Annotated in this window: 22 protein-coding genes and 1 pseudogene; 11 read left to right on the forward strand and 12 right to left on the reverse strand. The window is 54.2% G+C overall.

What is annotated here, in order from left to right:
* Nucleotides 1-414 precede the first annotated feature (414 nt).
* Entirely contained in the window at nt 415-981 is a 567-nt protein-coding gene (locus AC1DKH_RS29120; protein ID WP_477764304.1) for a TetR/AcrR family transcriptional regulator, read from the reverse strand.
* 113 nt (nt 982-1,094) lie between these two features.
* Between AC1DKH_RS29120 and AC1DKH_RS29125 the strand changes: the two genes are divergently transcribed.
* The gene (locus AC1DKH_RS29125; RefSeq protein WP_477800082.1) at nt 1,095-1,742 is read left to right on the forward strand and encodes a glutathione S-transferase family protein; all 648 of its coding nucleotides are present in this window, start codon (nt 1,095-1,097) and stop codon (nt 1,740-1,742) included.
* A 369-nt stretch (nt 1,743-2,111) separates the two neighbouring features.
* Here the strand turns inward: AC1DKH_RS29125 and AC1DKH_RS29130 are convergent, their stop codons facing one another.
* From AC1DKH_RS29130 to AC1DKH_RS29145, 4 genes are read right to left on the reverse strand one after another with little or no spacing between them, the layout of a single operon-like run.
* On the reverse strand, nt 2,112-3,407 hold the full coding sequence (locus AC1DKH_RS29130) for an NADH:flavin oxidoreductase/NADH oxidase family protein (protein WP_477800083.1): 1,296 nt from the start codon (nt 3,405-3,407) through the stop codon (nt 2,112-2,114).
* Nucleotides 3,358-4,071, reverse strand: coding sequence for a winged helix-turn-helix transcriptional regulator (locus AC1DKH_RS29135; RefSeq protein WP_477800084.1), 714 nt, complete (start codon nt 4,069-4,071; stop codon nt 3,358-3,360). The genes AC1DKH_RS29130 and AC1DKH_RS29135 overlap by 50 nt, the downstream gene beginning before the upstream one ends.
* A 20-nt stretch (nt 4,072-4,091) precedes the next feature.
* Nucleotides 4,092-4,490: a helicase gene (locus tag AC1DKH_RS29140; protein ID WP_477756387.1), complete on the reverse strand. Its 399-nt coding sequence runs from the start codon at nt 4,488-4,490 to the stop codon at nt 4,092-4,094.
* 35 nt (nt 4,491-4,525) lie between these two features.
* Nucleotides 4,526-5,371, reverse strand: a complete 846-nt coding sequence (locus AC1DKH_RS29145; protein WP_477800085.1) for an alpha/beta fold hydrolase — start codon at nt 5,369-5,371, stop codon at nt 4,526-4,528.
* A 184-nt stretch (nt 5,372-5,555) separates the two neighbouring features.
* Here AC1DKH_RS29145 and AC1DKH_RS29150 point away from each other — a divergent pair, with 184 nt between their 5' ends.
* The 3 genes from AC1DKH_RS29150 to AC1DKH_RS29160 all read left to right on the forward strand — a co-directional run bounded on the left by AC1DKH_RS29150 (nt 5,556) and on the right by AC1DKH_RS29160 (nt 9,443).
* The gene (locus AC1DKH_RS29150; RefSeq protein WP_477756732.1) at nt 5,556-7,199 is read left to right on the forward strand and encodes a GMC oxidoreductase; all 1,644 of its coding nucleotides are present in this window, start codon (nt 5,556-5,558) and stop codon (nt 7,197-7,199) included.
* A 210-nt stretch (nt 7,200-7,409) separates the two neighbouring features.
* The gene (locus AC1DKH_RS29155) at nt 7,410-8,780 is read left to right on the forward strand and encodes an outer membrane protein transport protein (protein WP_477800086.1); all 1,371 of its coding nucleotides are present in this window, start codon (nt 7,410-7,412) and stop codon (nt 8,778-8,780) included.
* A 123-nt stretch (nt 8,781-8,903) separates the two neighbouring features.
* Nucleotides 8,904-9,443, forward strand: a complete 540-nt coding sequence (locus AC1DKH_RS29160; RefSeq protein WP_477800087.1) for a TetR/AcrR family transcriptional regulator — start codon at nt 8,904-8,906, stop codon at nt 9,441-9,443.
* A 267-nt stretch (nt 9,444-9,710) separates the two neighbouring features.
* On the opposite strand, the gene AC1DKH_RS29165 is transcribed toward AC1DKH_RS29160, so the two are convergent.
* The 5 genes from AC1DKH_RS29165 to AC1DKH_RS29185 form a co-directional block, all read right to left on the reverse strand.
* Nucleotides 9,711-11,018 carry an OprD family porin gene (locus AC1DKH_RS29165; protein ID WP_477800088.1) on the reverse strand — a complete coding sequence of 436 codons (1,308 nt, stop codon included), beginning with the start codon at nt 11,016-11,018 and terminating at the stop codon, nt 9,711-9,713.
* Nucleotides 11,019-11,298: 280 nt separating this feature from the next.
* Nucleotides 11,299-12,951 (reverse strand): AMP-binding protein, encoded by a 1,653-nt coding sequence (locus AC1DKH_RS29170; RefSeq protein WP_477756526.1) that lies wholly within the window; start codon nt 12,949-12,951, stop codon nt 11,299-11,301.
* The gene (locus tag AC1DKH_RS29175) at nt 12,948-13,694 is read right to left on the reverse strand and encodes a nitroreductase (RefSeq protein WP_477800089.1); all 747 of its coding nucleotides are present in this window, start codon (nt 13,692-13,694) and stop codon (nt 12,948-12,950) included. The genes AC1DKH_RS29170 and AC1DKH_RS29175 overlap by 4 nt, the downstream gene beginning before the upstream one ends.
* A 45-nt stretch (nt 13,695-13,739) precedes the next feature.
* Entirely contained in the window at nt 13,740-15,083 is a 1,344-nt protein-coding gene (locus tag AC1DKH_RS29180; RefSeq protein WP_477800090.1) for an MFS transporter, read from the reverse strand.
* Nucleotides 15,084-15,420: 337 nt separating this feature from the next.
* Nucleotides 15,421-16,446 carry an AraC family transcriptional regulator gene (locus tag AC1DKH_RS29185; protein ID WP_477764315.1) on the reverse strand — a complete coding sequence of 342 codons (1,026 nt, stop codon included), beginning with the start codon at nt 16,444-16,446 and terminating at the stop codon, nt 15,421-15,423.
* A gap of 351 nt (nt 16,447-16,797) precedes the next feature.
* On the opposite strand from AC1DKH_RS29185, the gene AC1DKH_RS29190 reads away from it, so the two are divergent.
* From AC1DKH_RS29190 to AC1DKH_RS29200, 3 genes are all read left to right on the forward strand, one after another.
* A complete protein-coding gene (locus tag AC1DKH_RS29190; RefSeq protein ID WP_477800091.1) occupies nt 16,798-17,565 on the forward strand; it encodes a 3-hydroxyacyl-CoA dehydrogenase in 768 nt (255 codons plus the stop codon).
* A 60-nt stretch (nt 17,566-17,625) separates the two neighbouring features.
* Complete coding sequence (locus AC1DKH_RS29195) at nt 17,626-18,816, forward strand: acetyl-CoA C-acyltransferase (protein ID WP_477800092.1); 1,191 nt, start codon at nt 17,626-17,628, stop codon at nt 18,814-18,816.
* 266 nt (nt 18,817-19,082) lie between these two features.
* A complete protein-coding gene (locus AC1DKH_RS29200; protein ID WP_477800093.1) occupies nt 19,083-19,577 on the forward strand; it encodes a MaoC/PaaZ C-terminal domain-containing protein in 495 nt (164 codons plus the stop codon).
* Nucleotides 19,578-19,741: 164 nt separating this feature from the next.
* Here AC1DKH_RS29200 and AC1DKH_RS29205 read toward each other — a convergent pair.
* Together AC1DKH_RS29205 and AC1DKH_RS29210 are read right to left on the reverse strand one after the other, a co-directional pair.
* Nucleotides 19,742-19,835, reverse strand: a pseudogene (locus AC1DKH_RS29205) (transcriptional regulator); the annotation flags it as partial.
* 63 nt (nt 19,836-19,898) lie between these two features.
* On the reverse strand, nt 19,899-20,498 hold the full coding sequence (locus AC1DKH_RS29210; RefSeq protein WP_477800094.1) for a TetR/AcrR family transcriptional regulator: 600 nt from the start codon (nt 20,496-20,498) through the stop codon (nt 19,899-19,901).
* 168 nt (nt 20,499-20,666) lie between these two features.
* Between AC1DKH_RS29210 and AC1DKH_RS29215 the strand changes: the two genes are divergently transcribed.
* The 4 genes from AC1DKH_RS29215 (at nt 20,667) to AC1DKH_RS29230 (ending at nt 24,685) form a co-directional block, all read left to right on the forward strand.
* On the forward strand, nt 20,667-21,767 hold the full coding sequence (locus tag AC1DKH_RS29215) for an alkene reductase (RefSeq protein ID WP_477800095.1): 1,101 nt from the start codon (nt 20,667-20,669) through the stop codon (nt 21,765-21,767).
* 74 nt (nt 21,768-21,841) lie between these two features.
* The gene (locus AC1DKH_RS29220) at nt 21,842-22,630 is read left to right on the forward strand and encodes an SDR family NAD(P)-dependent oxidoreductase (protein ID WP_477755570.1); all 789 of its coding nucleotides are present in this window, start codon (nt 21,842-21,844) and stop codon (nt 22,628-22,630) included.
* A 96-nt stretch (nt 22,631-22,726) separates the two neighbouring features.
* A complete protein-coding gene (locus tag AC1DKH_RS29225) occupies nt 22,727-23,596 on the forward strand; it encodes an alpha/beta fold hydrolase (protein WP_477800096.1) in 870 nt (289 codons plus the stop codon).
* A 45-nt stretch (nt 23,597-23,641) separates the two neighbouring features.
* The gene (locus tag AC1DKH_RS29230) at nt 23,642-24,685 is read left to right on the forward strand and encodes an NADP-dependent oxidoreductase (RefSeq protein WP_477800097.1); all 1,044 of its coding nucleotides are present in this window, start codon (nt 23,642-23,644) and stop codon (nt 24,683-24,685) included.
* The last annotated feature ends 316 nt before the right edge of the window (nt 24,686-25,001 follow it).

Here is a 25,001-nt window from a genome sequence, read left to right on the forward strand (position 1 = left end):
ACGAGGGGGCGTGCACCGCAACAGCACCGCGAGGCGAGCTAACGCTCGACCTCGTTGTTTGGTGGTGCACGCGTTCCCCTGTAGGAGCTGCCGGAGGYTCGGGCCGCGTTCGGACGATCTTTTGATCTTGCTTTTGCGATCTGGAGATTRCTGAAGATYAAGATCAAAAAAATCGTCCGAACGCGGCTCGAACCTTCGGCAGCCCCTACAGATATTTCGTTATATGTGCTCCCCGGAATTCCGTGAAGAACCAAATAAAAGCCCCTGAATCGAGAGATTCAGGGGCTTTCGTTTGACCGGATACTCGTCTTGACTGATCAAGCCCAATGCCTGCTATTGGCTGTGGACTCAACCGGTCGATGCAACAGATTGGCTAAATCGTTCAGCGGTCGTTTCGTTGTTTGTTATGGCATGTCATAGCTCAACGAGCTGCAAACATCCCTGTTGACAGGCTGTAAGAATCTCTTGCGCCAATTGATCATCGGCCACAGCCCGAGCTAGTGCCAAGCCACCAATCATCCCTACGGCAATTTGCAAAGCATGCTGGCGTGTATCCGCCTCTGTCGTCGATTTCAGTCCGGACTCCAGACGTGTGATGAAAGCTGCGAGCACTTGGGTGTAGCTTTCCTGGATGGCTCCGTCCTGCTGAGCAGCATCATTGACCATGAAGGCTAACGGACAGTGCATACGGCTTGCATCCCGATGGTCCATGCGGAGATAGTCTTTCACTACCTGCTGCAAACCATCTTTACCAGCCTCTTCGAGTATCGCGCCCCCCGCGTTCGCGGCATTTCTAATAGCTTCGGTGTAAAGCTCCGTTTTGGATGCGAAGTGACTATAGAAGGCCCCTCGGGTCAATCCCGCACTCTCCATAATTGAGTCGATACTGACTTTTTCGAAACCTTCCAGTGCGAAGAGTCGCGCTGCGCTATCCAGAATCATCTGTCGAGTGGTTGCGCGCTGTGTAGCAGGCCAGGGCATGCGTCTTCTCCTCAGTAAAGCGTGAGATGGAGTATGACAAAACGGGACTTTATGTTCTTGAACATAAAGTCATACCGACCAGAATTGCCGACTCTTCCCTCAAGGAGCTACTCATGAAATTGCACATACTGGGACCTGGATTTAGCACCTTCGTACGTAGTGTCAGACTTTACTGCGAAGAGAAAGCGCTGGATTACACACACGGGATGCAGGTGGATGGTAAAACGATCACGCTCCACAGCCCTGAACACAAGGCACTGCATCCTTTTGGCAAGGTCCCGGTTTTGCTGCATGGAGAGCGGAGCGTAATTGAAACAACCACCATTTGCCGCTACCTGGATGAAGCCTTTGCGCATACTTCTCCAAGACCCGCTGACTTGGCCCAGAAGATAAAGGTCGATCAGTGGTCCGCTGCCCTGGCGATGTATGCCGATGATCGACTGATACGTCGTTATCTTTTACTGCTGGTTTCACCTGCGCAGCCGTCACGCCCTATTGATAGAGAAGCTGTGACTACCGCCGAGCCAATGGCGATCCAGACACTTGGGCTGCTGGCGAAGCATTTGGACGGGCAGCAATTTTTCTGCGGGGCGGACTACAGCATGGCGGACGCCATCCTGACGCCTATGCTCGATTATTTGGAACGCGTGCCCGAAAGTGCGCAATGGCTGAAAAAAACATCAAATCTTCGTGATTATCTTTTTCGCATGCGATTGCGCCAGTCAGGGCGCAACGTGTTGACCGAGCCGAACTTTAGTTAATACAGAAAATGATGGACTTATCGTTCGCCCAAGGGCCGCTGCTGGCCGAAATCGGACCTCGGTGAACGTCCGCTATTGGCTTCTCTGTTTCACAAACTGAAATGCAATCCTCACTTCCTCAGAATATCGTCCTGCTTCGCTGATTTTTTCTACGGACACAACACATGGCACCATTGCTCCAAAAGGGCCTGCCTACCAGGTTCAGTTTTCAAATCGTAGTCAGTGACTGGTGAATACGCTAAAGCCGCGCGCGACCATTGCTGGTGCGATTGCTTCTACGACCCGAGTAAGAGGTCAACGCCAGTACAGCAATAAAGCGGCCGACTGGTGCTGAGGGCAGCGTCTCGGGACTCGCAGCTTATGCCGGTTTCAGGAGCGGGCCCGCAAGCGGCGAGTGCGCAATGCCCCCCACCCGCTGCCGAACGCAGCTTTAAGGAACGCCCAGAATCCACTTTCGTTGGGGCGAGGTTCGCCACCTTTGGCAATGCGTTTGAGTTGTCCGGTGTACCAGAGGATTTCCATAATCCCCATGCGATCCACGGCCTTGATGCCGGTATTGATTGGTCGCACCTGTTGATTGCTGTCGCTCCCCTTCAGCAATGCCGCTGGGGCATCCGGATCAATGGCCAACAATCGTGCCAGACCGACCACATCCAGCGATCCGGAGCGCAGTGCCTCGTTCATCCCTGCCGCAGTGCGAAAACCGCCTGTGACCATCAAGGGCACTTGCACGTTAGCTCGAACCTTCGCGGCGAACTCCAGGAAGTAGGCTTCGCGCGCTACGGTAGAGCCTTTTTTCGGCTCATGCATCGCACCACTCATGGCTGGAGCCTCGTAGGTGCCGCCGGATATCTCGATTAGATCAATACCCGCGTCGATCAGCGCGCGGATAGTTTCCATCGACTCCTCTTCAGTGAAGCCACCGCGCTGGAAATCAGCCGAGTTGAGTTTAATCCCCACCGGAAAGTCCGCTCCGACCTGGCGTCGAATTTCGGCGTAGACGGCCAGCACAAAACGGCGACGCTTCTGCGGTGTGCCACCCCATTCGTCTTCGCGCCGATTGTGATGGGGTGAGAGGAACTGATTGATCAGGTAGCCGTGTGCTCCGTGGATTTCCACGCCGCCGAATCCAGCTTTTTTGCAGATGGCGGCACTGCGCCCGAAGCGCTCGATGATGTCTTTGATCTCGGCAACAGTGGCTTCACGCGGGGTTTCGAAAAAGGCAGCCATATCCTCTCGGAACGGAACAGCCGATGGAGCAAGGTTGCTGGCGTTCAGCCCCTTTGTCGATTGTTTGCCAGGGTGGTTGAGTTGCACCCAGATCGCTGCCCCCTGGTCGGTAGCAACCTTCGCCCACTGTCGCAGTACCGGCAGATCTTTCTCGTCCTCAATCACGACATTGCCCGGTTCGCCAAGGGCGCGACGGTCAATCATCACATTCCCCGTAATGATTAGTCCCAGACCGGAAGCTGCCCAGCGACGGTAGAGTTCGACCAGCCCCAGGGTGGGACGGTTATCGTAAGTGCCGAGCGTCTCGCTCATCGATGCCTTGGCCAGTCGATTGCGCAGCACGCTTCCGTTGGGCAGTTGCAGGGATTGGTTCAGCAGGTTTGTTTCAGCTTTCATCTGGTGTTCCCACAAGGCTGGAATGAGGAAGAGCAGCAAGCAATGTGTCCGGTAAGTTTTCCGGATTGAATTCGAGCGCTTGAAACAGTTGCTCGAAGGTTTCGAGCTGTGTGTGCGGTAGATGAGCCCGACCTTCGCGCAATGCATCTGCCGGCGAAATTTGTCGCAGGGCCAGCGCCATGAAGGTATTCAGATCGCAGTGGATGACCACATCGGCCGCAGGGGCAGAACCTGAGCGCGCGAGTATCTCGCTGTCATCCACGCGTATGTGGAAGACTTCCTCGCCGACGTGAAACTCGTATGTGGCGCGTAATCCAGTGCTCGCATCGGAGCAGCCAATGCCCGTGAGGCTGAGGGCTATGAGTTCAGCGCGTGCAGTTGCGGGATCGATGCGTTCGTCCACTGGCAAGCTCAGCCCCCAGAGTCCTAGCGCGAGCAGTGGTTTACGCAACTGCTCCCCCAATTCCGTTAGTTCGTAGGCGGCTATTGGCGCTGTAGCAGGCTTGGCGATTCCGTTGTCTACCAGCACCTTCAGGCGTGCGGACAACCGGTTGGTCCCCATTGCCGGCAATACCGCCAACAGCTCTTTGAACCGCTTTGGGCCCAATAGCAGTTCGCGGAGCACCAATAGCGTCCAGCGCTCGCCTAGCACATCGAGGCTTCTGGCAATCGGACACAGCTGCCCATAGGTCTTGTTTAGCATTTTGTCAGGCGCCATCGTCGTTAAAACGCAGTGCGGTCATAGGGAGCGACCAATTTGGGTGGCTGCAGGTAAGCAGTCAGTCCCTGGAAAAACATTACCTTGAGGAAATCACCGCTGATAACCAACTCCTCGTTACCCAGCCCTCTAAGGAACGCTGCCTGGCTGTCCTTGGCCGAGAGAATTGCAAAACCCTTATCGGCGTCTTTAAATTTCAAAGTGAAGCGCGGATTGTCGGCCAGGCCGGCAACGGAGCGGATGGCGCCGTTTCGGATGACGAAATAGCGGCCGACACCTGCATCGGTACGGATCTGGAACACAAGATCCTCGCCTGCGATGTAGCGGGCGCAATCGGGGTTTTTCCTGACCTGCCGTTTCAGCAGTTGGGTGAACATCCACAATAGAAATTTGAACTTGATCATGGTGACAACCTTGAGTCGGTGGATCGGGGTTGACGTTATTCGCTGAGAAACCTGGCGGCGTGATAGAGAAAGCGCTCCGGGTACTGGAACTGCGCGCCGTGCCCGGCATCCGGATAAATAAACAACTGCGCGTTCGGCAGATTGCGCGCCATGTAGAACGAGTTGATGGTCGGAATCATTACGTCGTTCACGCCATTAAGGATAAACGTCGATTGCTTGATTTGACGTAAGTAGGCAAACGGATCGTCTTCGGACACCCTCGGCAGATACAGCATGTTTGCCTCGATCTGCGCCGATGCAACTTCCTGCGAAGTAGGCGGATCCTGATCCTCGCGCTGATGCCGGCGCTCCCAGAATTCGCTTGCAGCTCGCTTTGCCACCTCGGAACGGCCAAAAAACAGGTACTCAAAGTCTTCGTAGGTCGGAACTGGACGCGGCGCGGTCGTCAGTACCTCAGCTTCCATGTCCGGGTTGCCTCCACGCGGGCCTGTACCCAATAGCATCAGCTTACGAACAAGTGCGGGATGTCGCCATGTCAGATCCAACGCCTGGAAGCCGCCAAGTGAGAAGCCCAATACATCGATTTTCTCCAGGCCCAAGGCACGTACGAAGGCGGCGGCATCATCAGCCATGTCTTCAATGCGACGACGTGGCTGGCCGGAGGACGAGGCCACGCCACGACCATTGAAGAGGATCACTTCCCTGCCCTGGGCCAAGCCGTCGGTCATCAGCGGATCCCAGTGATCCATGCCACCGCGAAAGTGCTGAAGCATCAGCAGCGGCGGCTGTTCGGTGGCCGTATTTCCCCACCTGCGGTAGGCGAAGCGGTCGCCATCGATCTCGCTGAAGCGGGTTTGGGCAGTCTGATGCGTATCGGTCATGTCTTTCCTCACGAGCGGTTTCGGATTCTGAGGCTGGAGCAATTCTAGCCTGTGATCGCCGGCATTTACTATACAAAAAATATAGCATTAATGAAATACGAATCGTATAGTGAATTCGTGACTGGGCTTTGCTCTGCTTTTGCAGGCCATGACCTCTCCAAAAAAATAAAAATGGGAGCGTAACGTGGAACTGGTTTTCGACTTTGACTTCATCGTCATAGGCTCGGGCTTCGGCGGCAGCGTTTCGGCGCACCGGCTGACGGAGAAGGGCTACCGTGTTGGCGTGATGGAAATGGGGCGCCGTTGGCGTGCCGAGGACTTTCCGAAAAGCAACTGGGATCTGCGTCGATGGATGTGGATGCCTGCGCTGAAAATGTTCGGCTTCTACAGCATGCGGATGTTTCGACACGTGGTCGTCGCAAGCGGCAATGCGGTCGGCGGAGGCTCCATCACTTATGCCAACGCACTGCTGAGGCCCTCGGATAAGGTTTGGGACGAGGGCTCGTGGGCAGGTCTGGCAGATTGGAAGAGCATCATGCCGAGGCACTATGCAGAGGCCGAGAGAATGCTGGGAGTCACTGAGGGCAAAATCCTGGGAGAAGCGGATCTGCGTCTTAAAAGGATGGCGGAGCTAAATGGCGTCGCCCACACCTTTCACGCACCCAATGTGGGTACCTTCTTCGCTCCGGAGGGCGAGGTCGCAGGCAAAACCTATCCCGATCCGTACTTCGGCGGTGAAGGCCCTGAGCGAGGCAGTTGCGTGGGCTGCGGCGGCTGCATGATGGGCTGCCGGCACAATGCCAAGAACACACTCGACAAGAACTACCTGTTTTTGGCTGAGAAGCACGGAGCTCAAGTCTTTGCGCAAACTCAAGTCGTAGACGTCCGACCGTTGAATGGCAAGGTGGACGGCAGCGACGGCTACGAGATCCACACGCAATGTTCGACTTCCTGGTTCCGCAAGAATAAGCGGGTCTTCCGCGCCCGAGGCGTGGTGTTCGCGGCATCCTCGTTAGGGACGATGGAGTTGCTGTTCCGGCTCAGGGAGAAAGGCTCTCTGCCTGGTATCAGTCAGGATCTGGGTAAACGGATACGCACCAATGCCGAATCACTTATCGGCGTCCGCTTCCCTTCCACAGATAAAAGTATGTCGCCAGGCTTGGCGGGCGGGGCCAGTATCTACTTGGACGAGCACACTCATATAGGTGTCGTACGCTATCCGGAAGGGTCAGATGCCATAGGGCTGATGATGACTCTGATGAGCGGTGGTCGCCCTGGCTGGAGGCGAATTGGTACTTGGATACTGACATTACTCAGGCACCCGATGCAGGCCCTGCGGGTACACAACCCCAGAGGCTTCGCACGGGAAAACATGTTGTTGCTTGTGATGCAAACGGTCGATGCTCATATCAATATGCGTCTTAAACGTCGCTGGTACTGGCCGTTTGGAAGCCGACTGGTGACAGAAGGCGGCCCAATTCCTACGTTCATCCCGCAAGCGAATGCCTTCGTCGAAAAGGGTGCCAAGGCACTAGGTGGTATAGCGACCACCTTCCTCAGCGAAATCCTGTTCAACATTCCAACAACCGCGCATTGCATGGGCGGTTGCGCCATGGCGGAATCCGACGACCATGGTGTCATGGACGCGCAAAATAGAGTGTTTGGATATCGCAACCTGCTGATCTGCGACGGATCAATGCTCAGTGCCAACCTTGGCGTGAACCCAAGTCTGACGATCACTGCACTCGCGGAACACGCGATGTCGCACATACCAGCGAAAGGGAAATCTCAAGTCGAAACCCGGATTGCGATGACCCAGTTGGAATAACGGGTTGCTTTCAACTATCCATGTCCAAAAGTCATACAGGACGACGCGAATCATGCCTTCTACAGAACCCTTCTAAAGAAGCCGCAAGAGAACTTTTAAATCGATAAAAACCACATCAATACAGAACCAGATTGGTCATATTAAAGAACTGCCATCCTTAGCGGGAAACGGCACCACCGCCTAAGCTTAAAAACAAAAACTGGTCATCCAATGAATACAAAAAAAACAGTTGAACCATCAGCTGGCGTGACACATCATCCCTGCCCTAGCGTCCAATCCAAACTTAAAACAAACTCACACCTTACCCCGCGCAGTTCAATACTCTTCGGGGCGACTCTACTACTAACACTAGGGACTCCATCTGTTTCATGGGCAAATGGACTTGCGCTCAACGAACAAAGCGCTAGTGCTGCGGGGACTGCTTATGCTGGCCGCTCCTCGTCAGCAATAGACGCCAGCACCGTGTATGGTAACCCAGCGGGTTTAAGTAAAATCAAAAAAATAGAGGTCAGCGGCGGACTGGCATTAATTGACGCAAACGTTAACATAAGCGATGCAAGAAGTACTGCCCCAGGTACCACTGACGGCAACTCAGTACCTCTTACAGCTATTCCTTTTGGATACTTCTCCTCGCCGATCGACGATCGTTTTAGCGCTGGCATTGGTCTGTATGCGTCATACGGCCTCGTCAATGATTATGAGAGTTCCTTCCAAGGTCGCTACCATGGTTCCTACAGCAAGGTTCAGGTTAAAACATTGCACCCTGCTGTCTCGTACCGCTTAAACGATCAAGTAGCTATTGGCATTGGCACCACATTCAATCGTATTGAGAACAACCTCCAGTCCTATTTGGCCACAGGAGCTTTGAATGACGGCAAGGACACGCAGCTTACTGTAAAAGGCAATGATACTGCCATTGGCTATAACTTGGGCCTGATGGTTGATGTGAACGAATCAACCACGTGGGGATTAACTTATCACTCAAAACTTGACTTCCATGTTGATGGCCACACTAAAATAAGCGACAGTCCCGGAGCACTTGGCCTCGATGGAAAATACAACAACAAGATGGATGTGACACTACCAGAGTCAGTGGATACATCATTCACTCATCGCTTTGATGAACGCTGGACTGTTTACGCAGGTGCTATCTGGACTCGGTGGAGTCGAATCCAGAGGATTGAAGCAATCAATAGTGGATTACCCTCCCCAGGCCAACAGTCAGGATTCGGTGCCGTTGGAGACGACTTCAAACTTCATGATACCTTGTCGACAGCCATTGGCGTCTCGTACCAACTCTCTTCGCAGTGGCTACTTCGCAGTGGCTTGGCTTCTGATCCTTCGCCGGCCCATAACTCCGACCGAAACGTTCGACTTCCAGTAGGAAACCGAAAAGCCTTGGCTTTTGGTGCCGCTTACTCACCCAACTCTGATGTGACTATCGATATAGCCTATACCTATCTATGGGAGTCAACCACATCGGTTAATCAAACCGATACAAACGGTTTACAACCCGGATTTAGCGCTAAATACAACAATAGCGCACACATTATAGCAGCACAGCTAACACATCGATTTTGACGTCCCTTTGGCGTGGCAGCTTGAATGATGCCATCGTTATTCTTGCTGACTAAGAGTGTTTTGATTTTAGTCACCCTTGTCCCAACTCCGCTAATTAATAAGATAGTCAAATGAGGTCTGAAAATGAAAACCAGCAAAGCACAGGCGCGGACAAATCGGGTACGCGTTGTTGAATCAGCTTCAGTGCTGTTCCGCGAGCGCGGTTATGACGGTATCGGGGTTAAGGAATTGATGGCGGGGATCGGACTCACTCATGGAGGGTTTTACAACCAATTCAGCTCAAAGTCGTCACTGATGATCGAAGCTACGTCGTTCGCTCTTTCCCAAATGACTGCTGAAGCCAATGCGAGTGACTTCATCAATTACTACGTTTCCCGTGCTCACCGTGATTCAGTCGGCCAAGGGTGCGCGATCGCTGCGCTCGGTGGCGATGCTGCTCGTCAACATAGAGATATCAAGTCCGTATTTGAGACTGGCATAGAGAAGCTGATATCAGGCTTGAGTTCCCGGCTATCCGCTGACGAGCAAAAGGAAGCCCGTGCCAAGGCAGTTTCATTGTTGGCACAAGCGGTCGGAGCCATTGTACTGTCGCGGGCCTGCCCAGATGATGCGCTGCTAGCCGACGAAATCCTGGACAGCTGTAAGCTGTCGCTCGCCATTTAGTTAGCGCCCAGAAGCATGTATTTCGCCCGCAAGAGCCCCAATTGTTGGCACCGATGCCGAATTGACCCAGTTGCCGAGATGTCACTGACCCAGTCTGTTCCTCTCGAACCATTGCCTATGCGGGATTTGTGCAGATTTTGAGGTGGGTCAGTCTTGCTTCAGCACGTTGGTCAATTCGGCGTCGGCGTGAACAGGACGTGTCAGCGCAGAGGCAAATTGACCAGCTTAGAACTCTCGAAACGAGCGCGATACGTTTATGCTGCGCCCTTAGAGAAGTGGAATGCTGTAGCTTACAAATACCCGGTTCTGATCTTGATCACGGGCGGCTTCGCTGTTGGATTTACCGTTACGCCAGCCGAAGCCAACACCTTTGAGCGCTCCCGACTGAAGGACGTAGTCCAGAAAGATATCCCTTTCCCATTCTTTCTGATTGTCGCCGGATCTCGTCTTGATATTGTCCCCGGAGACGTACATGACCGAGGCTTTCAGGCCAGGGACACCCAGGGCGGCAAAGTCATAGGCGTACTGACCGAATGATGTACGCTCCCCTGCGCGGGTGAAGCTCTGGATCAGACGATCTGTATACAGGTACAAGCTGCTGCCTCCGGCGCCTTTATCTACCAGGCTACCTTGGTTGAGCTGGGTGAAGCTGCTACCGTCCGAAACGCTTTGGTAGCCCGCAGTTATCGCATGGCCGCCAAGGGTGTATATCAATGCAGCGCTCCAGAGACGGTTGTCGATCACGCCATCACCGTTTTTGGTGTAGCCACTGATTCTGTAACCCGATGTGCCGGAGCTGTTTTCACCTGACGAGTCAGTTTTGAAGTAGCGCAGGTCGGTTTTCAGGGATTGGTTGTCCGAGAACGCAAGCGTGTGAATCAGTCCGAAAAACTGCTGGTTATAGTAGTTCTCGAGATGGGCATAGTAGTACTGAGCCGTCAGATCCTTGGTGACTTTCCAGTCCCCCCCGACGAAGTCGAACTGGTTGCTTTCACGTGTACCGCCCATAGCGGCCAGCCCCGTCTGATCAGTTGAACCGCGACCCGTTGCATGTTCAATTCGCCCACCCGTCAGGGTCAGATCCTTGAACTCGCTCGAGGTGATCTGGCCGCCCTCGAAGGTTTGTGGAAGCACCCGTCCATCGTTGGCGACCAGAATCGGAAGCTTCGGAGTCAAGGTGCCGTAGCGCAGTTCGGTCTTCGACATTTTGACTTTTCCGGTCAGCCCCAGCCGGCTCCACTCGTCGACGGCGCGGTTGTCACTGTCCGAGGGAATCATAGAGCTGCCGACGTGTCGTCCCTTGCCAGTGTCCAGGGTAATGCCCAGCAACCCCAGGGTATCAACACCAAAACCAACGCTACCATCGGTATATCCCGACTTGAAGTCCAACATGAAACCCTGCGCCCACTCTTCGGTTTTCGAAGGGGCAGCGGTGCCATCACGGTTGTCGTTATTGAAGTAGAAGTTCCTCATTCCCAAGGTAGCTTTGCTATCACTCAGGAAGTCAGCAAACGCCTGGCCACTCAGGGCAATGCTGCCAAACACCAAAGTTGCAGAAATTTTCTTTACGCTCACTTATAACGCTCCGATTTTTTTATATTTGTAAGTAACAGAAGCAACAAGGAAATCTTCCAAGCCAACGCAACACACACGAACCCAACGCAGAGTTCGCTCACGCGAATGCATCAACTGAATATGCGCAAATTGCTCAACACTTCAGGCACCTTTTATTTGTTTGTAGTGCGTATGTTTTTTTTACTACCTAATTGGTAGCGCCGTGCGAGTTATATCTGCGAACCAAAATTTTCATCCATACCAAACAACTCAGTCCCCCCTGGGGTGAGCTGAATACGCTCTAGCCATTTGAAGCTAAACGGACAATTGCATCGCGACTGCCTGCTTGCTCTCGAAGTAAAAACTTCTGGATTTTCCCAGTCGCAGTTTTTGGCAACTCCGTAAAGATCACTCTGCGAGGGCATTTGAATCGAGCAAGACGGGCCTGGCAGAACACAATTATTTCTGCCTCGGTGGGAGGTTCAATACCACTTTTTAGTTCGACAAACGCGCAAGGAACTTCCCCCCATTTGTCATCAGGCTGAGCGACGACTGCGGCATGTAAAACAGCAGGATGACAATGGATGGTTTCTTCGATCTCTACGGACGAGATATTCTCCCCTCCTGAAATAATGACATCCTTGCAACGGTCGGTAATTTGTACATAACCGTTGGGGTGCACAACTGCTACATCACCAGTATGAAACCAGCCGCCTTCAAAGGCTTTTCGGGTTGCGCCTTCATTCTTCAGATAACCCATCATCACGGTGTTGCCCTTGAGCAGCAGCTCACCCGTTGTTTGGCCGTCTTTTGGTACTGGCTGCATAGTTTCGGAGTCAGCGACCATCAAGCCTTCGAAGGCTGCCGCACGAGCCCCTTGGCGTACACGGAAAGCGCCTTGCTCACTCGGTGTTAAATCGTCCCAGCCGTCTTGCCATACGCAGCTGATCGGGGTGCCGGAAACTTCAGTAATCCCATAAACGTGGTCAACGTCGAAGCCTCGTGAGACTACGGCGTTGAGTACTGTGGCCGGAGGTGGGGAACCAGCAGTCAGCACTCGAACCGGAGTTTTAAGCGGAGGACGGTCTGCGGCGTTCGCAATCATGGCCATAACAATAGGCGCCGCACAGAAGTGGTCGACACCATAGTTATCTATCGACTCAAACACCGTCTCTGCGGAAACTTTTCTCAGGCACACGTGCGTGCCGGCCGCCGCAGTGATAGCCCACGCAAAACACCATCCGTTAGCGTGGAACATAGGTAGTGTCCACAGGTAACGAGGAGCCCGAGAAAGCGGCCAGTTAGTCATCTGCAGCATACTCATGAGGTATGTGCCGCGATGGCTGGCGACGACACCCTTTGGATCGCCGGTTGTACCTGAGGTGTAGTTGAGCGCTATCGGCTGCCACTCGTCACTGGGCCATACGCCCTCGAAATCAGGATTACCGCTGCCGATGAACGTTTCGTAATCGATGTCTCCAATGCTTTTGCAAATGGGCGCCAGGTGATCATTGATGTCGATGACCATAGGGCGGTGCTCAAGGAGTCCAAGAGCGGCATCAGCCAGTGCAGCAAACTCTCGATCCACCAAGAGGAGCTTGCATTCCCCATGACGAAGTATGAATGCCACTCCTTCAGCATCCAGGCGGTAGTTAACTGTATTCAGTACCGCGCCGCAGAGGGGTATCCCAAAATGCGCCTCGAGCATGGCAGGGGTATTGGGGGACAGAATTGAAACGGTGTCTCCCGAACCCATGCCTTTTTCGGAAAGTGCTGAGGCCAGGCGATAGCACCGTTCGCGAGTTTCACTCCAGGTTCTGCGTAGTTCACCATGAACTACAGCTATCCGATCCGGGTGCACAAGTGCTGCGCGATCTAGAAAACCAAGTGGAGTCAGGGGCAAATAGTTTGCCTTGCAGTGATCAAGCCCATTCTCATAAGCACCAGGTTTCATGGTGTTGTCTCCTTATTATTGTGATGAAAAGTGGAAAACGCGCTCACCGGCTCCCGATCAGTAACCAAGGTGTTCTCAATACTGGTCTCGTCGGCGTATCCAAGACTCATTCCGCAAACCAGCATCTGGTCGGCGGGGATAGCAAGGACCTCCGAAATAACGTGGTGATATTTCAAAAAGGCTGCTTGTGGGCAGGTGTGCAACTTCCTTCCTCGCGCCGCAACCATCACGGCCTGCAGAAACATTCCGTAGTCAAGGAGACTCCCCTCCTTTAACACTCGATCAATGGTAAAGATCAAGCCGACTGGTGCATCAAAAAAATGGTAATTGCGACCGTGTTGCGCATGCATCCGCTGCTTGTCACCCTTTGCAATTCCCAGCAATCCATAGAGTTCCCAACCTACTTTCCTTCTCCGATCCACGTATGGCGAAGTCCATTCGCGTGGGTAATATTCGTATGCGTCTTCAAGGTTGTTGCTGAGTGACGGATTGTCGTCAATTTCCGCGATGGCGCATGAAAGCTGAGTCTTTGCTTCTCCAGTGACAACATGGACGCGCCAAGGCTGCATGTTCACTCCCGTTGCGCAGAATCGAGCGATATCAAGGATCGATTCAATTTCTTCGCGTGGCACAGGAGTGGGCAAAAAAGCCCGAATGCTGCGTCGTGAAGCTATCGCCCAATCAACCGTTTGGCTAAGCAGTTCAGACGATACTGGCGGTTGGGATAAGCGATTCATTTTCATGCGTTAGAGTCCACGGATTCAGTTACAGGCGGAGGCATCACGGTATTAGCTAGACAGGGCTGGGGCCTTTCTGACTTGAGTAGAGTCTGCGCGCGACTGGTTAATCATGGTGACTGCGGCAGCGCCAATAAGACCAGCAAGGCTGATAGCCATGAAGTTTTTCTCAAGCGGAAGGTTTAGTGATACCAGCCAGCCGATGAGGATAGGTGCGACGATAGCGCCAATTCTTCCTACACCAGACGCGAAGCCAACGCCGGTTGAACGAATCGATGACGGGTAGAAATCCCCAGCGTACGCATAGGCCAACAGCTGGGTACCAAGAGTCGATGCCCCGACAGTGAACACCACTGGAAATAGCAAAGTTGTTGAGCGCGTATAACCCAAAATTGTTAGAGCAATTGCTCCTACGATATAAAAGCAGACCAGTACGTGTTTGATGTTTAGCTTGTCGCTCAACCATCCTCCGCCAATTGCACCGGCGATGGCCCCCACATTGAAAACAATCACAAAGTTCAACGCGGAGCCAAGACTGAACCCAGCCATCGCCATAAGCTTGGTCAACCAGGAGTTAAGGGCGTACACCATGAAGAGGCCGGTCATGAACGCAGCCCAAATCATTACGGTGCTAAAGCCTCGACCATCCTTGAACAAGTTACGAACTGGCGATTCCTGTTTTTCCAATACTGTGGCGTTTCCGGTCATCACAGTGTTTTCGTCGATAATGAGCGCAGGGTCTATCTTGCGAGCGATAGCCCGTAGCTCATCCTGACGTCCGGTTTTAAGCAGGTAGCCTATGGACTCAGGCATGGTCTTCAGGATCATAGGAATCAGAAGCACTGGCAGCAGCGCTACGTAAAACACCCACTGCCATCCATGACTCTCAATGAGTTGCTTGCCAGTGAGTGCAACCAAAATACCGCCCACGGAGTACCCCGCGAAAACGAGGGTCACCAGGCGAGTACGGAATTTGAGTGGAGAAAATTCACCCATCTGAGCGGTACAAATTGGCAGTACTCCGCCGATGCCAAGGCCCGCGATGAAGCGAGAAATGCTGAAGCTAATCGGGTCACTGGTGAGACCAGCCCCAGCAGTGAAAATACTGAACAAGGCCACACAGATCGCGATCATCCTGGGACGCCCAATACGGTCAGCTAGCGTTCCAAGAAATATCGCTCCGAGCATCGTTCCGAAGAGCGCAGAACCCGCCATGATGCCGGCGCTGGTTGGATCAATGTTCATGTCCTTCATGATCGCCGGAAGGGCTGCACCGACTACAGCGAGGTCATAGCCATCGATTATCAGAATGAGGACACACCAAAATAGAATGAGCCCATGGAAGCGAGTGAACTTCGATTCAACCGCAAGTGCATAAACGTTTACCGGCTGCATATCGCGTCTCCTTCGATCTTGTTTTTGTTTGTGAAGTGCCAGGCACCCGGTCTTGGAGGCATATCGAGGGGGGACGCACCGGTTGAAGACTCGGTTGTCTGCTTGAGATGCGACGCTTGGGCTACCTGCGTCGCATCGTAGGAGTTGGGTTTGCTGCGGCCTATGCCCTACGACATCGTTCTGCTTGACCGATTTGGACACCCATAGCAGGCCAGAAACGACCAATATGATCTTGGGGAAGAGATTTCCATCGGCATTTTGGCGGGTGAAACGAGTTGCAGATCTCAGTACGTAATCTAGCGGGGGAAGTAGTTCTTTTGTTCCGGAAGAAAGGCTTTTAGCTTTCGCCCGGTTCTTCAGCATTGGAGCGGCGATATGCGCCAGGGCTCACTCCCGTCCACTTCTTGAAGGCACGGTGAAATGCACTGCTTTCTTGGAAGCCTGTGCGAGCAGCTACTTCGGTTACTGTCATATTTGGCTGGCACAGCAGGTTTATCGCCATGTCGCGGCGCAGATTGTCTTTCAAACGCTGATAGCTCACCCCCTCGGCTTGGAGCCTTCGCTGAAGCGTCGAATATGACATGCCGAGCACTTTTGCCACCTTATCCAGCTCTGGCCATTCCTCTGGATTCAGGTCTCTCAATCTCATTCGGATCTGGGCGCTGATGCTGTCCTCGTTACGATATTTTACCAACAGACTAGCAGGCGACTCTTTCAAGAACGTCGATAGGCTCGCCTTGTTTTGCACGACCTTGAGGCTTAGAAAAATACGGTCAAAACGAATCATCGTAACTGGAGCGCCAAACTGAATTTCTTCACAAAAGCGCATCCGATAGTCGCTATCGTCGAGCGGTCGATTCGGTCTAAAGCAGAGTTCCTTTATCGGAATGCGTCTGTTGCCCAGCCAGCAGAGCAATCCATGCACCAAGATCAGCCATGTTCCGTAGCTAAAGAGGCGGCGCTCAATTCCTTTGTCATGGATAACGATGACGGCGGAGTCGTCTTCAAGCCTCAGCTCACCGTGAATATCGTCCAATACGAGGCGTAGAAATTTCAGAATCCGCCGCAACGCTTGCTCTAACGACTCGCAGTCAATCGAAGCCTGGCACATCAATCGGAAGCTACCTCGTCGCATTGGATGGCTATCGATTCCGAAAAACTCATCGTCGAGTAGATCTGAAAGAGCGACCCACAGGCGAGAAAATGCAGCCGCCGAAACCCTGGCCTGGGGAGAAGTGAGGAGTTCCGGATCTATACGCGCTTGCTGCAATGCGATGGATGTGTCCAGTTGGCGTCGCAATGCGCCATCGAGGGCTTCATGCACCAATCCAATCGAAGTAGTTCCCTTGTCCTGGATGAGCATGCTTATTCCTCTGCGCAGTTGAAATCTGACTTTATGCTGATTTTCAAATCTCTTCGGCAGGTCTCTGCTTTGAGCAACCTGACGAGCCTGAATTATTTATCTACGTTCCAGCTTCACGGCATTGCATGTCAACCCGAAGGTTTTGTCAGCAGGGAGCCCATTTGCAACCCCTCCTTCTAGCCCTCGATGCCTGGCCTCGATTATCCAAAGCATTCAACCAAGCTGAGGCGTTTGAGCATTGTCGGGGCCACTGATCACCGACAATATCCGTTTAAGAATCTCCAGCGTGGCTTACACCTGAAGTAAACCGGCGGCCGGCTATGCGGCACTGCCAATTTGTGAGGAAACATCATGCGCATCGAAAACTCAGTCTTCCTGATTACTGGCGCAGGTTCTGGACTCGGGCTGGCTTCGGCGCGTGAGTTGGTGGACCGGGGTGCAAACGTGGTGCTGGTCGATGTGAACGAAGCCGCTGGTGTAGCTCGCGCTGACGAGCTGGGAAAACGTGCGATTTTCGTGCGAGCAGACATCACCAGTGAAAGTGATTGCCGTACAGCAATTGCCTCTGCAGTAGGCGTCTTTGGCGCGTTGCATGGGGTGATCAACTGCGCGGGGGTTGCTCCAGCCGAACGGGTTTTAGGCCGTAATGGCGCACATGGGCTTGAGAGTTTTCGCCGAACTATCGAAATCAATTTGATCGGTAGCTTCAACATGGTTCGCCTTGCTGCTGAGGCTATGGCGGGAGGAGAGCCCGATGAAGAAGGTGAGCGCGGCGTAGTCATAAATACGGCCTCTGTCGCAGCTTTTGACGGTCAGACGGGCCAAGCCGCTTACGCCGCGTCCAAAGGTGGAGTGGCTGCCATGACATTGCCATTGGCACGCGACCTGGCTCGTTCAGGCATCCGTGTTATGTGCATTGCACCCGGAATATTTGAGACCCCGATGATGGCGGGTATGCCTCAGGACGTGCAGGCATCATTGGCAGCCAATGTGCCGTTCCCTCCACGGCTGGGACGGCCCTCCGAGTACGCGGCGCTGGCAGCGCACATCATCGAAAACTCCATGCTCAATGGTGAGGTGATTCGTTTGGATGGTGCTTTGAGGATGGCCGCGAAATAGCTCGAGCTAAAGGTCTGTGATCGGGCACAAGCCCCCCAACATGAAACAGAGGATTCAGTTATGAGCCATACCGACCCTATCGTCATTGTCAGTGCTGCCCGAACTCCGTTAGGAGGCTTTCTTGGGAATTTCAAGGAAGTCACCGCTGCGCAGCTGGGTGCGGTTGCAATTCGCGCCGCCGTGGAACGAGCCAGCCTGCAGCCCAGTGACATTGGCGAGGTCATCATGGGATGCGTGCTACAAGCTGGGCAAGGCCAGGCTCCGGCTCGCCAAGCTGCCCTGTTGGCGAATCTTCCGGAGCAAGTGGTGTGCTCAACAGTCAACAAGATGTGCGGCTCTGGCATGAAAGCGCTGATGTTCGGCCACGACCTTCTCCATGCCGGGAGCGCGGAAGTGGTGGTTGCCGGAGGTATGGAAAGCATGTCAAACGCTCCCTACCTGTTGGAGCGAGCTCGCTCAGGCTATCGAATGGGCCACAGTAAAATCATTGATCATATGTTTCTCGATGGGTTGGAAGATGCCTACGAGAAAGGCCGGCTCATGGGCACATACGCCGAAGACTGTGCTCAGAGTTATGGATTCACTCGAGACCAGCAGGATGAGTTTGCGATCAGCTCGTTGACCCGAGCACAGAAGGCAATCACCGAAGGGCGTTTCCAGGACGAGATTGTCCCTGTGCTGGCTTCGTCTGGCCGTGAGACGGTTTCGATTGAAAGCGATGAACAGCCGGGTAAGGCCCGGATCGACAAAATTCCTACGTTGAAACCTGCGTTTCGCGAAGGCGGGACGGTGACTGCGGCGAACTCCAGTTCTATTTCGGATGGCTCGGCTGCCCTCGTGCTGATGCGCTTGTCTGAAGCTGAGCGTAGAGGCCTTACACCGTTGGCCCGGATAGCAGGTCATGCATCCTACGCGCACGCTCCCGGCCTCTTTGCCTCCGCTCCGGTCGGTGCGATTAAACGCTTGCTAGAGCGAACCAACTGGTCAATGCAGGATGTTGATCTCTTTGAGATCAATGAGGCCTTTGCCGTGGTGCCCATGGTTGTTATCCGAGACTTGAACGTCGGACATGAGCAATTAAATGTCCACGGTGGGGCATGCGCTTTGGGGCACCCGATTGGCGCGTCAGGCGCGCGTGTTGTTGTTACGTTGGTAAATGCCTTGAGGCAGAACACGCTAAAGCGTGGCATCGCTTCTGTTTGCATTGGTGGCGGCGAGTCGACCGCGATTGCTATCGAACTCCTCTCATAGAGGAGCGTTGACTGGCTGTAACAAGTCTCCCGCTGCGCCTCGAAAATCTTTTTTTGCGCAAAGGATTTGTCTGTGAACTACCGGCCCCTAAAAGTTGATCATGTCGAAGGGGCTGGCTTGATCTCGCTTAACCGCCCAGACGCGCTGAATGCGATCCACGCAACGCCTGGCCAAAAAGAAGGGATGCGAGCATTTGTGGAGAAACGCGCAGCTAAGTTTTGAGCGTCAGTGTCGCGAGCTTAACGCTGCAGAACCCAGGAGATACCGTGGCAGAGAAAGAACTGTATTGGGAAGACCTCACCCCAGGTAGAACGTGGACAGCCAAGCAATCAGTTCCTATCACAACGGAACAAATTATCGCCTTTGCTGCCGAGTACGATCCTCTCGATATTCATATGGATCCTGACCTTGCCCGTTCGAGTCCGCTTGGGGTGCACTGTGCCAGCGGGGTACAAACCTTCGGTATCTCGCAGCGGTTGATGTGTGATGCCCTACTGCTTCAATCAAATGTCGTGGCGGGTGGGAAGATCGATGGTTTCAGGATGGTTGCTCCAGTAGTGCCAGGAGACATTCTCAAGCTCTCAGCTCAAGTCGTTCGATCACTCATCCACGCGGGAAACCATGAACGAGGGTGGGTTGTGTTTAAAGTCGAGGTCGCTACGACGGGGGGGAAAACCGTCCTTGTTTATGAGGTGACAGTATTGATACTACGCAGGAGCGGTCAGGGCGGGTCTGTACCTGGAAGCGTTGGCCAGCATTGATACTCGTGTGGCCCTCTTTTGGCCAGAAGCGCATGGTAGCGCCAGCCAGGCGTTACTCAAGAGACCCAGGAGATGCTTGATCTCTGCGCCGAGAAGAACACCCGCCTCTCTCGAATGAGATACAAGGAGGCCCTTATCGGGCCTTTTTTGTACTCAAACCAAATTCACTTGGTCAGCCAGGATTCGACGGTGTCGGAGCCATATGTCGCTTTCCACTCTTTCAAGTGTTCGGTGATTCCCGTCCATTGTCTCAACGACAACATCTCTCGCAACACCTTCAATGCCCGGCCAAATGTTCAAGATCTGCCAGAAAGCGTCCATCTATGCGTTCCCCTGCGGCTCACTGACTGGCGACAACGGCAATGACGCAATTATCTCAGCGTGGCAAACCTCGAGTATTTCATCAGCCAGAGAAGAATCATCTGGGCAGGCGCGCGACAACATGACTGCACCGATTGCATGCGCCAGCATGTCGATCATTTTTGCCCGTACCCCATCCTGCGGCGCCTCTTGCCTGGCCTTGTACTTTTCTTCGAGCGCTGCCAGCGTGCTTTCTACCCCGCTGGCAAAGGTGGCCTTCAACTCATCTGATTGACGCGCAGCGTCTCCACAAAGGGCCGCCATGGTGCAACCACTGCCCCTGCCGTCTCGGTGATCCCTCGACACATACAGATCGATGAACTCAGCAACCTCGAGACCTTCGGAACTGGTCAGCGAATGCGAAAGGCTGTTCGCTGCCGCTTCAGCCATCAAATCGGCCTTGGAGCCGAAGTGCTTGTAGAAACCGCCTTGCGTAAATCCGGCTGCTGCCATGAGTTCAGCCACCCCCACGCCATCGTAGCCACGCTCGCGAAACAGCTCTGAAGCCGTCTCAACGATGTGAGCTCTATTGGCGAGTGATTGCGCCTTGGTGATCTTCATTTCCTGCGCCTCTGCATCTCAAAGCAATGCCTCCATCATACTCTGATGTCGATCATAATCAAAAGCATTGACAGCTTTGAGTATGATCGACATCATAAATGTGCCAACGCGAATCTTCCCTGGCACGGCGCACGTCGCCTTTCATTAATCAACGAGTATGGAAACGATATGAACGATAAGACGTTATTTGAGCCGTACACGCTCGGCTCGCTGACACTTTCCAACAGAATCGTGATGGCTCCGCTGACGCGTAACCGTGCGGCAGAAGGCCTCGTCCCGAGCGAGTTCGCTGCAACCTATTACAGCCAGAGAGCCTCTACAGGCCTGTTGATCTCCGAAGCCTCGCAGATCTCGCAGCAGGGACAGGGCTACCAGGACACGCCCGGTATCTACACGCAGGCGCAGATTGATGGCTGGCGTAAGGTCACCGATGCCGTCCACGCAAAAGGCGGACGAATTTTCCTGCAACTGTGGCATGTCGGACGCGTATCGCACGTTGACCTGCAGGAGAACGGTGCCGCTCCGGTAGCACCCTCCGCTCTGCGTCCCGCGACCAAGGTGTTCGTCAACAATAGCTTCGTGGACGTTTCAGAGCCGCGAGCGCTTGATATCAGCGAACTTCCCGGGATCGTTAATGATTTTCGCCAAGCGGCGGCAAACGCCATCGCTGCGGGATTCGATGGCGTAGAGATCCACGGCGCAAACGGCTATTTGCTGGATCAGTTCGTCAAGGACAGTGCCAATATCCGCACCGATGCCTACGGTGGCTCGATTGAAAACCGCGCTCGCCTACTGCTGGAAGTGACGGCGGCGGTAGTAGCCGAGGTCGGTGCCGGACGCACAGGCATCCGTATATCGCCAGTTTCGCCAGCCAATGGTGTCTCCAGCAGCGAACCGCAGGCCCAGTTTGACTACATTGTCGACCAACTCGATGCCTTGGGCATTGTGTACCTCCATGTGGTCGAAGGCGCGACTGGCGGGCCGCGCGATGTTGCGCCCTTCGACTTTGGTTCTTTGCGCCAACGCTTCAAAAACACTTACATCGCCAACAATGGCTACGACGTGAATCTGGCCACCTCTCAACTCAACGATGACAAGGCTGACTTGATCGCCTTTGGGCGTCCCTTCATCGGTAACCCGGACTTGGTGGAGCGCCTTAAAACCGCTGCCTCTTTGTCGGCATTCGATCCTGCGACCCTGTATGGCGGCGGTGCAGAAGGCTACATCGACTACCCAACCCTTGCCGAGTCCAGTACCCGGCGCGGCTAAAAATCACGTCCGTGCACGTCCTCCGGACACCGCGCACGACTCGCCTATCGATATCCGAAACCGAGGATCAATTCATGAGCATCCCTACCACCGTTCTCATTACCGGCGCCTCCACTGGCATCGGCGCCACCTATGCCGAGCGCTTTGCACAGCGCGGGCACGACCTCGTACTGGTTGCCCGCGACAAAGGGCGGCTGGATGCTCTTGCAGCCCGGCTGCGTGAGAAACACAACATCACCATTGATGTTCTCCAGGCTGACCTGACCCAAATCAGCGATTTGACCACGGTCGAGGCTCGCCTGCGCGACGACGCCAGTATTGGCATCCTGGTGAACAATGCAGGCGCCGCACAATCCGGCAGCTTTATCGAACAATCCACCGACAGCGTTGCTCAGTTGGTTACGCTCAACACTACCGCACTGGTACGGCTTGCCAGCGCCATCGCCCCACGGCTGGCACAAGCCGGGGACGGAGCGATTATCAACATAGGCTCGGTCGTTGGCCTGGCACCGGAGTTCGGGATGACGGTCTACGGCGCGACCAAGGCGTTTGTACTGTTTCTCTCTCAAGGTATGAGCCTGGAGCTGACGCCCAAAGGCGTCTACGTGCAAGCCGTCTTGCCAGCAGCCACTCGTACCGAAATCTGGGAGCGAGCGGGCGTCGATATCAATACCCTCAGTGACATCATGGAAGTGGGTGATCTGGTCGATGCGGCGCTGGTCGGTTTTGATCGTCGCGAGCCAGTGACCATTCCACCCTTGCAGGACGCCGCGCGTTGGGATGCGTTGCAGGGTGCACGTCAGGGCTTGCTGTCGCAGATCAGGCAATCCGATGTCGCCGAGCGTTATCAAGCCAAGGCGTAATCATCGTGCAGCAGGCGCTGGTGCGCAGCACTCGATTTAAAAGCGCCTGCAACACCGTCTCACTTGCAGCTTTTCGACCCGCATCACGGGGCCAACATGAATATTCAAGACACAAAACTTCATCCCGGATCGCGCACGCCGTTCGTCAATGCAGCGAACCAATGGATCAAGGTCGAAGGAACAGCGTTCGCTTACCGTGACATCGGCCCCAAGGGTGAGTTGCCGCTCGTTCTGCTTAACCATTGGGGCGCAGTGCTGGACAACTTCGACCCACGGATCATGGACGGGCTCGCAAGCACCAGGCGCATCATCGCCACTGACTATCGGGGAATCGGCGCCTCGGATGGCACCGCCCCTGCAACGGTCAGCGAAATGGCAAACGATGCCATCGCTGTGATTCGTGCGCTGGGGTTTAAAAAGGTCGACCTGCTGGGTTTTTCACTCGGAGGATTCGTGGCCCAGGAAATTGCTCTGAGCGCCCCTGACCTGGTGCGCAGACTGATTCTGACCGGTACGGGGCCTGCTGGCGGTAGTGGCATCGACAAGGTCTGGTCAGTGTCATGGCCATTGATGCTTAAAGGTTTGCTGACGTTGCGCGATCCGAAGACCTACCTATTCTTCACCTCTACGGTCAATGGCCGGCGAGCCGCCAAGGATTTTCTGAATCGCCTGAAGGAGCGCAGGAAAGATCGAGACAAAAATCCAACACCAACCGCTTTTTGGCGGCAGTTGAAAGCCATTCACGCATGGGGCAGACAACCCCCACAAAATCTCGGTCGCATACAGATACCGACGCTGATCGCGAACGGTGACAACGACATCATGGTGCCCACGATGAACTCTACCGACTTGGCAAACCGGATCCCGAATTCACAACTGATCATTTACGAAGACGCAGGGCATGGCGGAATTTTCCAACATCATGCCGACTTCGTGGCCAAAGCAACGGTATTCCTGGATGCCTGAGCGTGTTCTGCCATTCCCCTTTGAAACTATGAGAGTTGAATCAACATGAAGGCATTTCTAATCGACCGTTACGGCAAGAATAATGGCCGTTTCGCCGAGGTGCCCGCACCTGAGGTGGGTGCACATGACGTCCTGGTTCAAGTGCATGCCACAAGCGTCAACGTGCTCGATTCAAAGATCAGTACAGGCGAATTCAAACTGATCTTGCCGTACTCATTCCCGTTGATACTGGGCAATGACCTGGCTGGGGTGGTGGTTGGCGTGGGCTCAGCTGTGCGGCGCTTCAAGCCAGGTGACGAAGTCTACGCGCGCCCTCCTCAAGAGCGCATAGGCACTTTCGCCGAGCTTATTGCGGTGGAAGAAAATGCACTCGCGTTGAAACCCGAAAATATCAGCATGGAAGAAGCTGCCTCCCTCCCCCTGGTCGCTCTGACGGCCTGGCAGGTGTTGGTTGAAACAGCCAGGTTGCAAAAAGGGCAGAAGGTCTTTATTCACGCCGGTTCCGGCGGTGTTGGCACCATCGCCATCCAGCTCGCCAAGCATCTGGGCGCCTTCGTTGCGACAACCACCAGCACAAACAATGTTGAATGGGTTAAAGCGCTGGGAGCGGACGTCGTCATCGACTACAAGAAGCAAAACTTCGAAAGCGTTTTGCAGGACTACGATGTCGTATTGAACAGCTTGGGCGCGGATGAACTGGAAAAGTCGCTCAGCATTTTGAAGCCTGGTGGCCAGCTCATTTCCATCTCGGGGCCGCCGACGCCGCAATTCGCTGAAGAGCAAAAGCTGTTCTGGGGATTGGGTTGGGTGATGCGTTTGTTGAGCAGCGGTATCCGCAGAAAAGCTCGCAAGAAGGATGTCAGCTATGCGTTCGTTTTCATGCGCGCGAGCGGTGCTCAACTGGGTGAAATTACTGCTCTCGTCGAGTCCGGCATTATCAAACCGGTGGTCGACCGATCCTTCCCTTTCGAGTCAACAGCGGATGCTTTGAGCTATGTCGAACAAGGACGATCCAAAGGTAAGGTAATCATTAAGCTCACGGGAAGTTCGCTATCGCCAGGAGTATTGCCGACGGTGCAACCGGGCTGAAAACCGAGCAAAAAAAGGGTATTTCACGGAATCCCGGGGGAACACATATAACGAAATATCTGTAGGGGCTGCCGAAGGGGAACGCGTGCACCACCAAACAACGAGGTCGAGCGTTAGCTCGCCTCGCGGTGCTGTTGCGGTGCACGCCCCCTCGTGAGGCCGAGCGCAGGTTCTGCGCAGTGGGCAACCCGGCATGGATGCCGGGTTAGCCGCGCACGGCCCAGAGTGTGTCAAAACGCCAAAGCCAACCCTTGCTATGATTGCCCCGGATTTCATCGCAAGGGCTGCCCATGAAACGCTTCATTCAAGGTGAACA

The organism is Pseudomonas sp. 05L36, assembly GCF_056398125.1.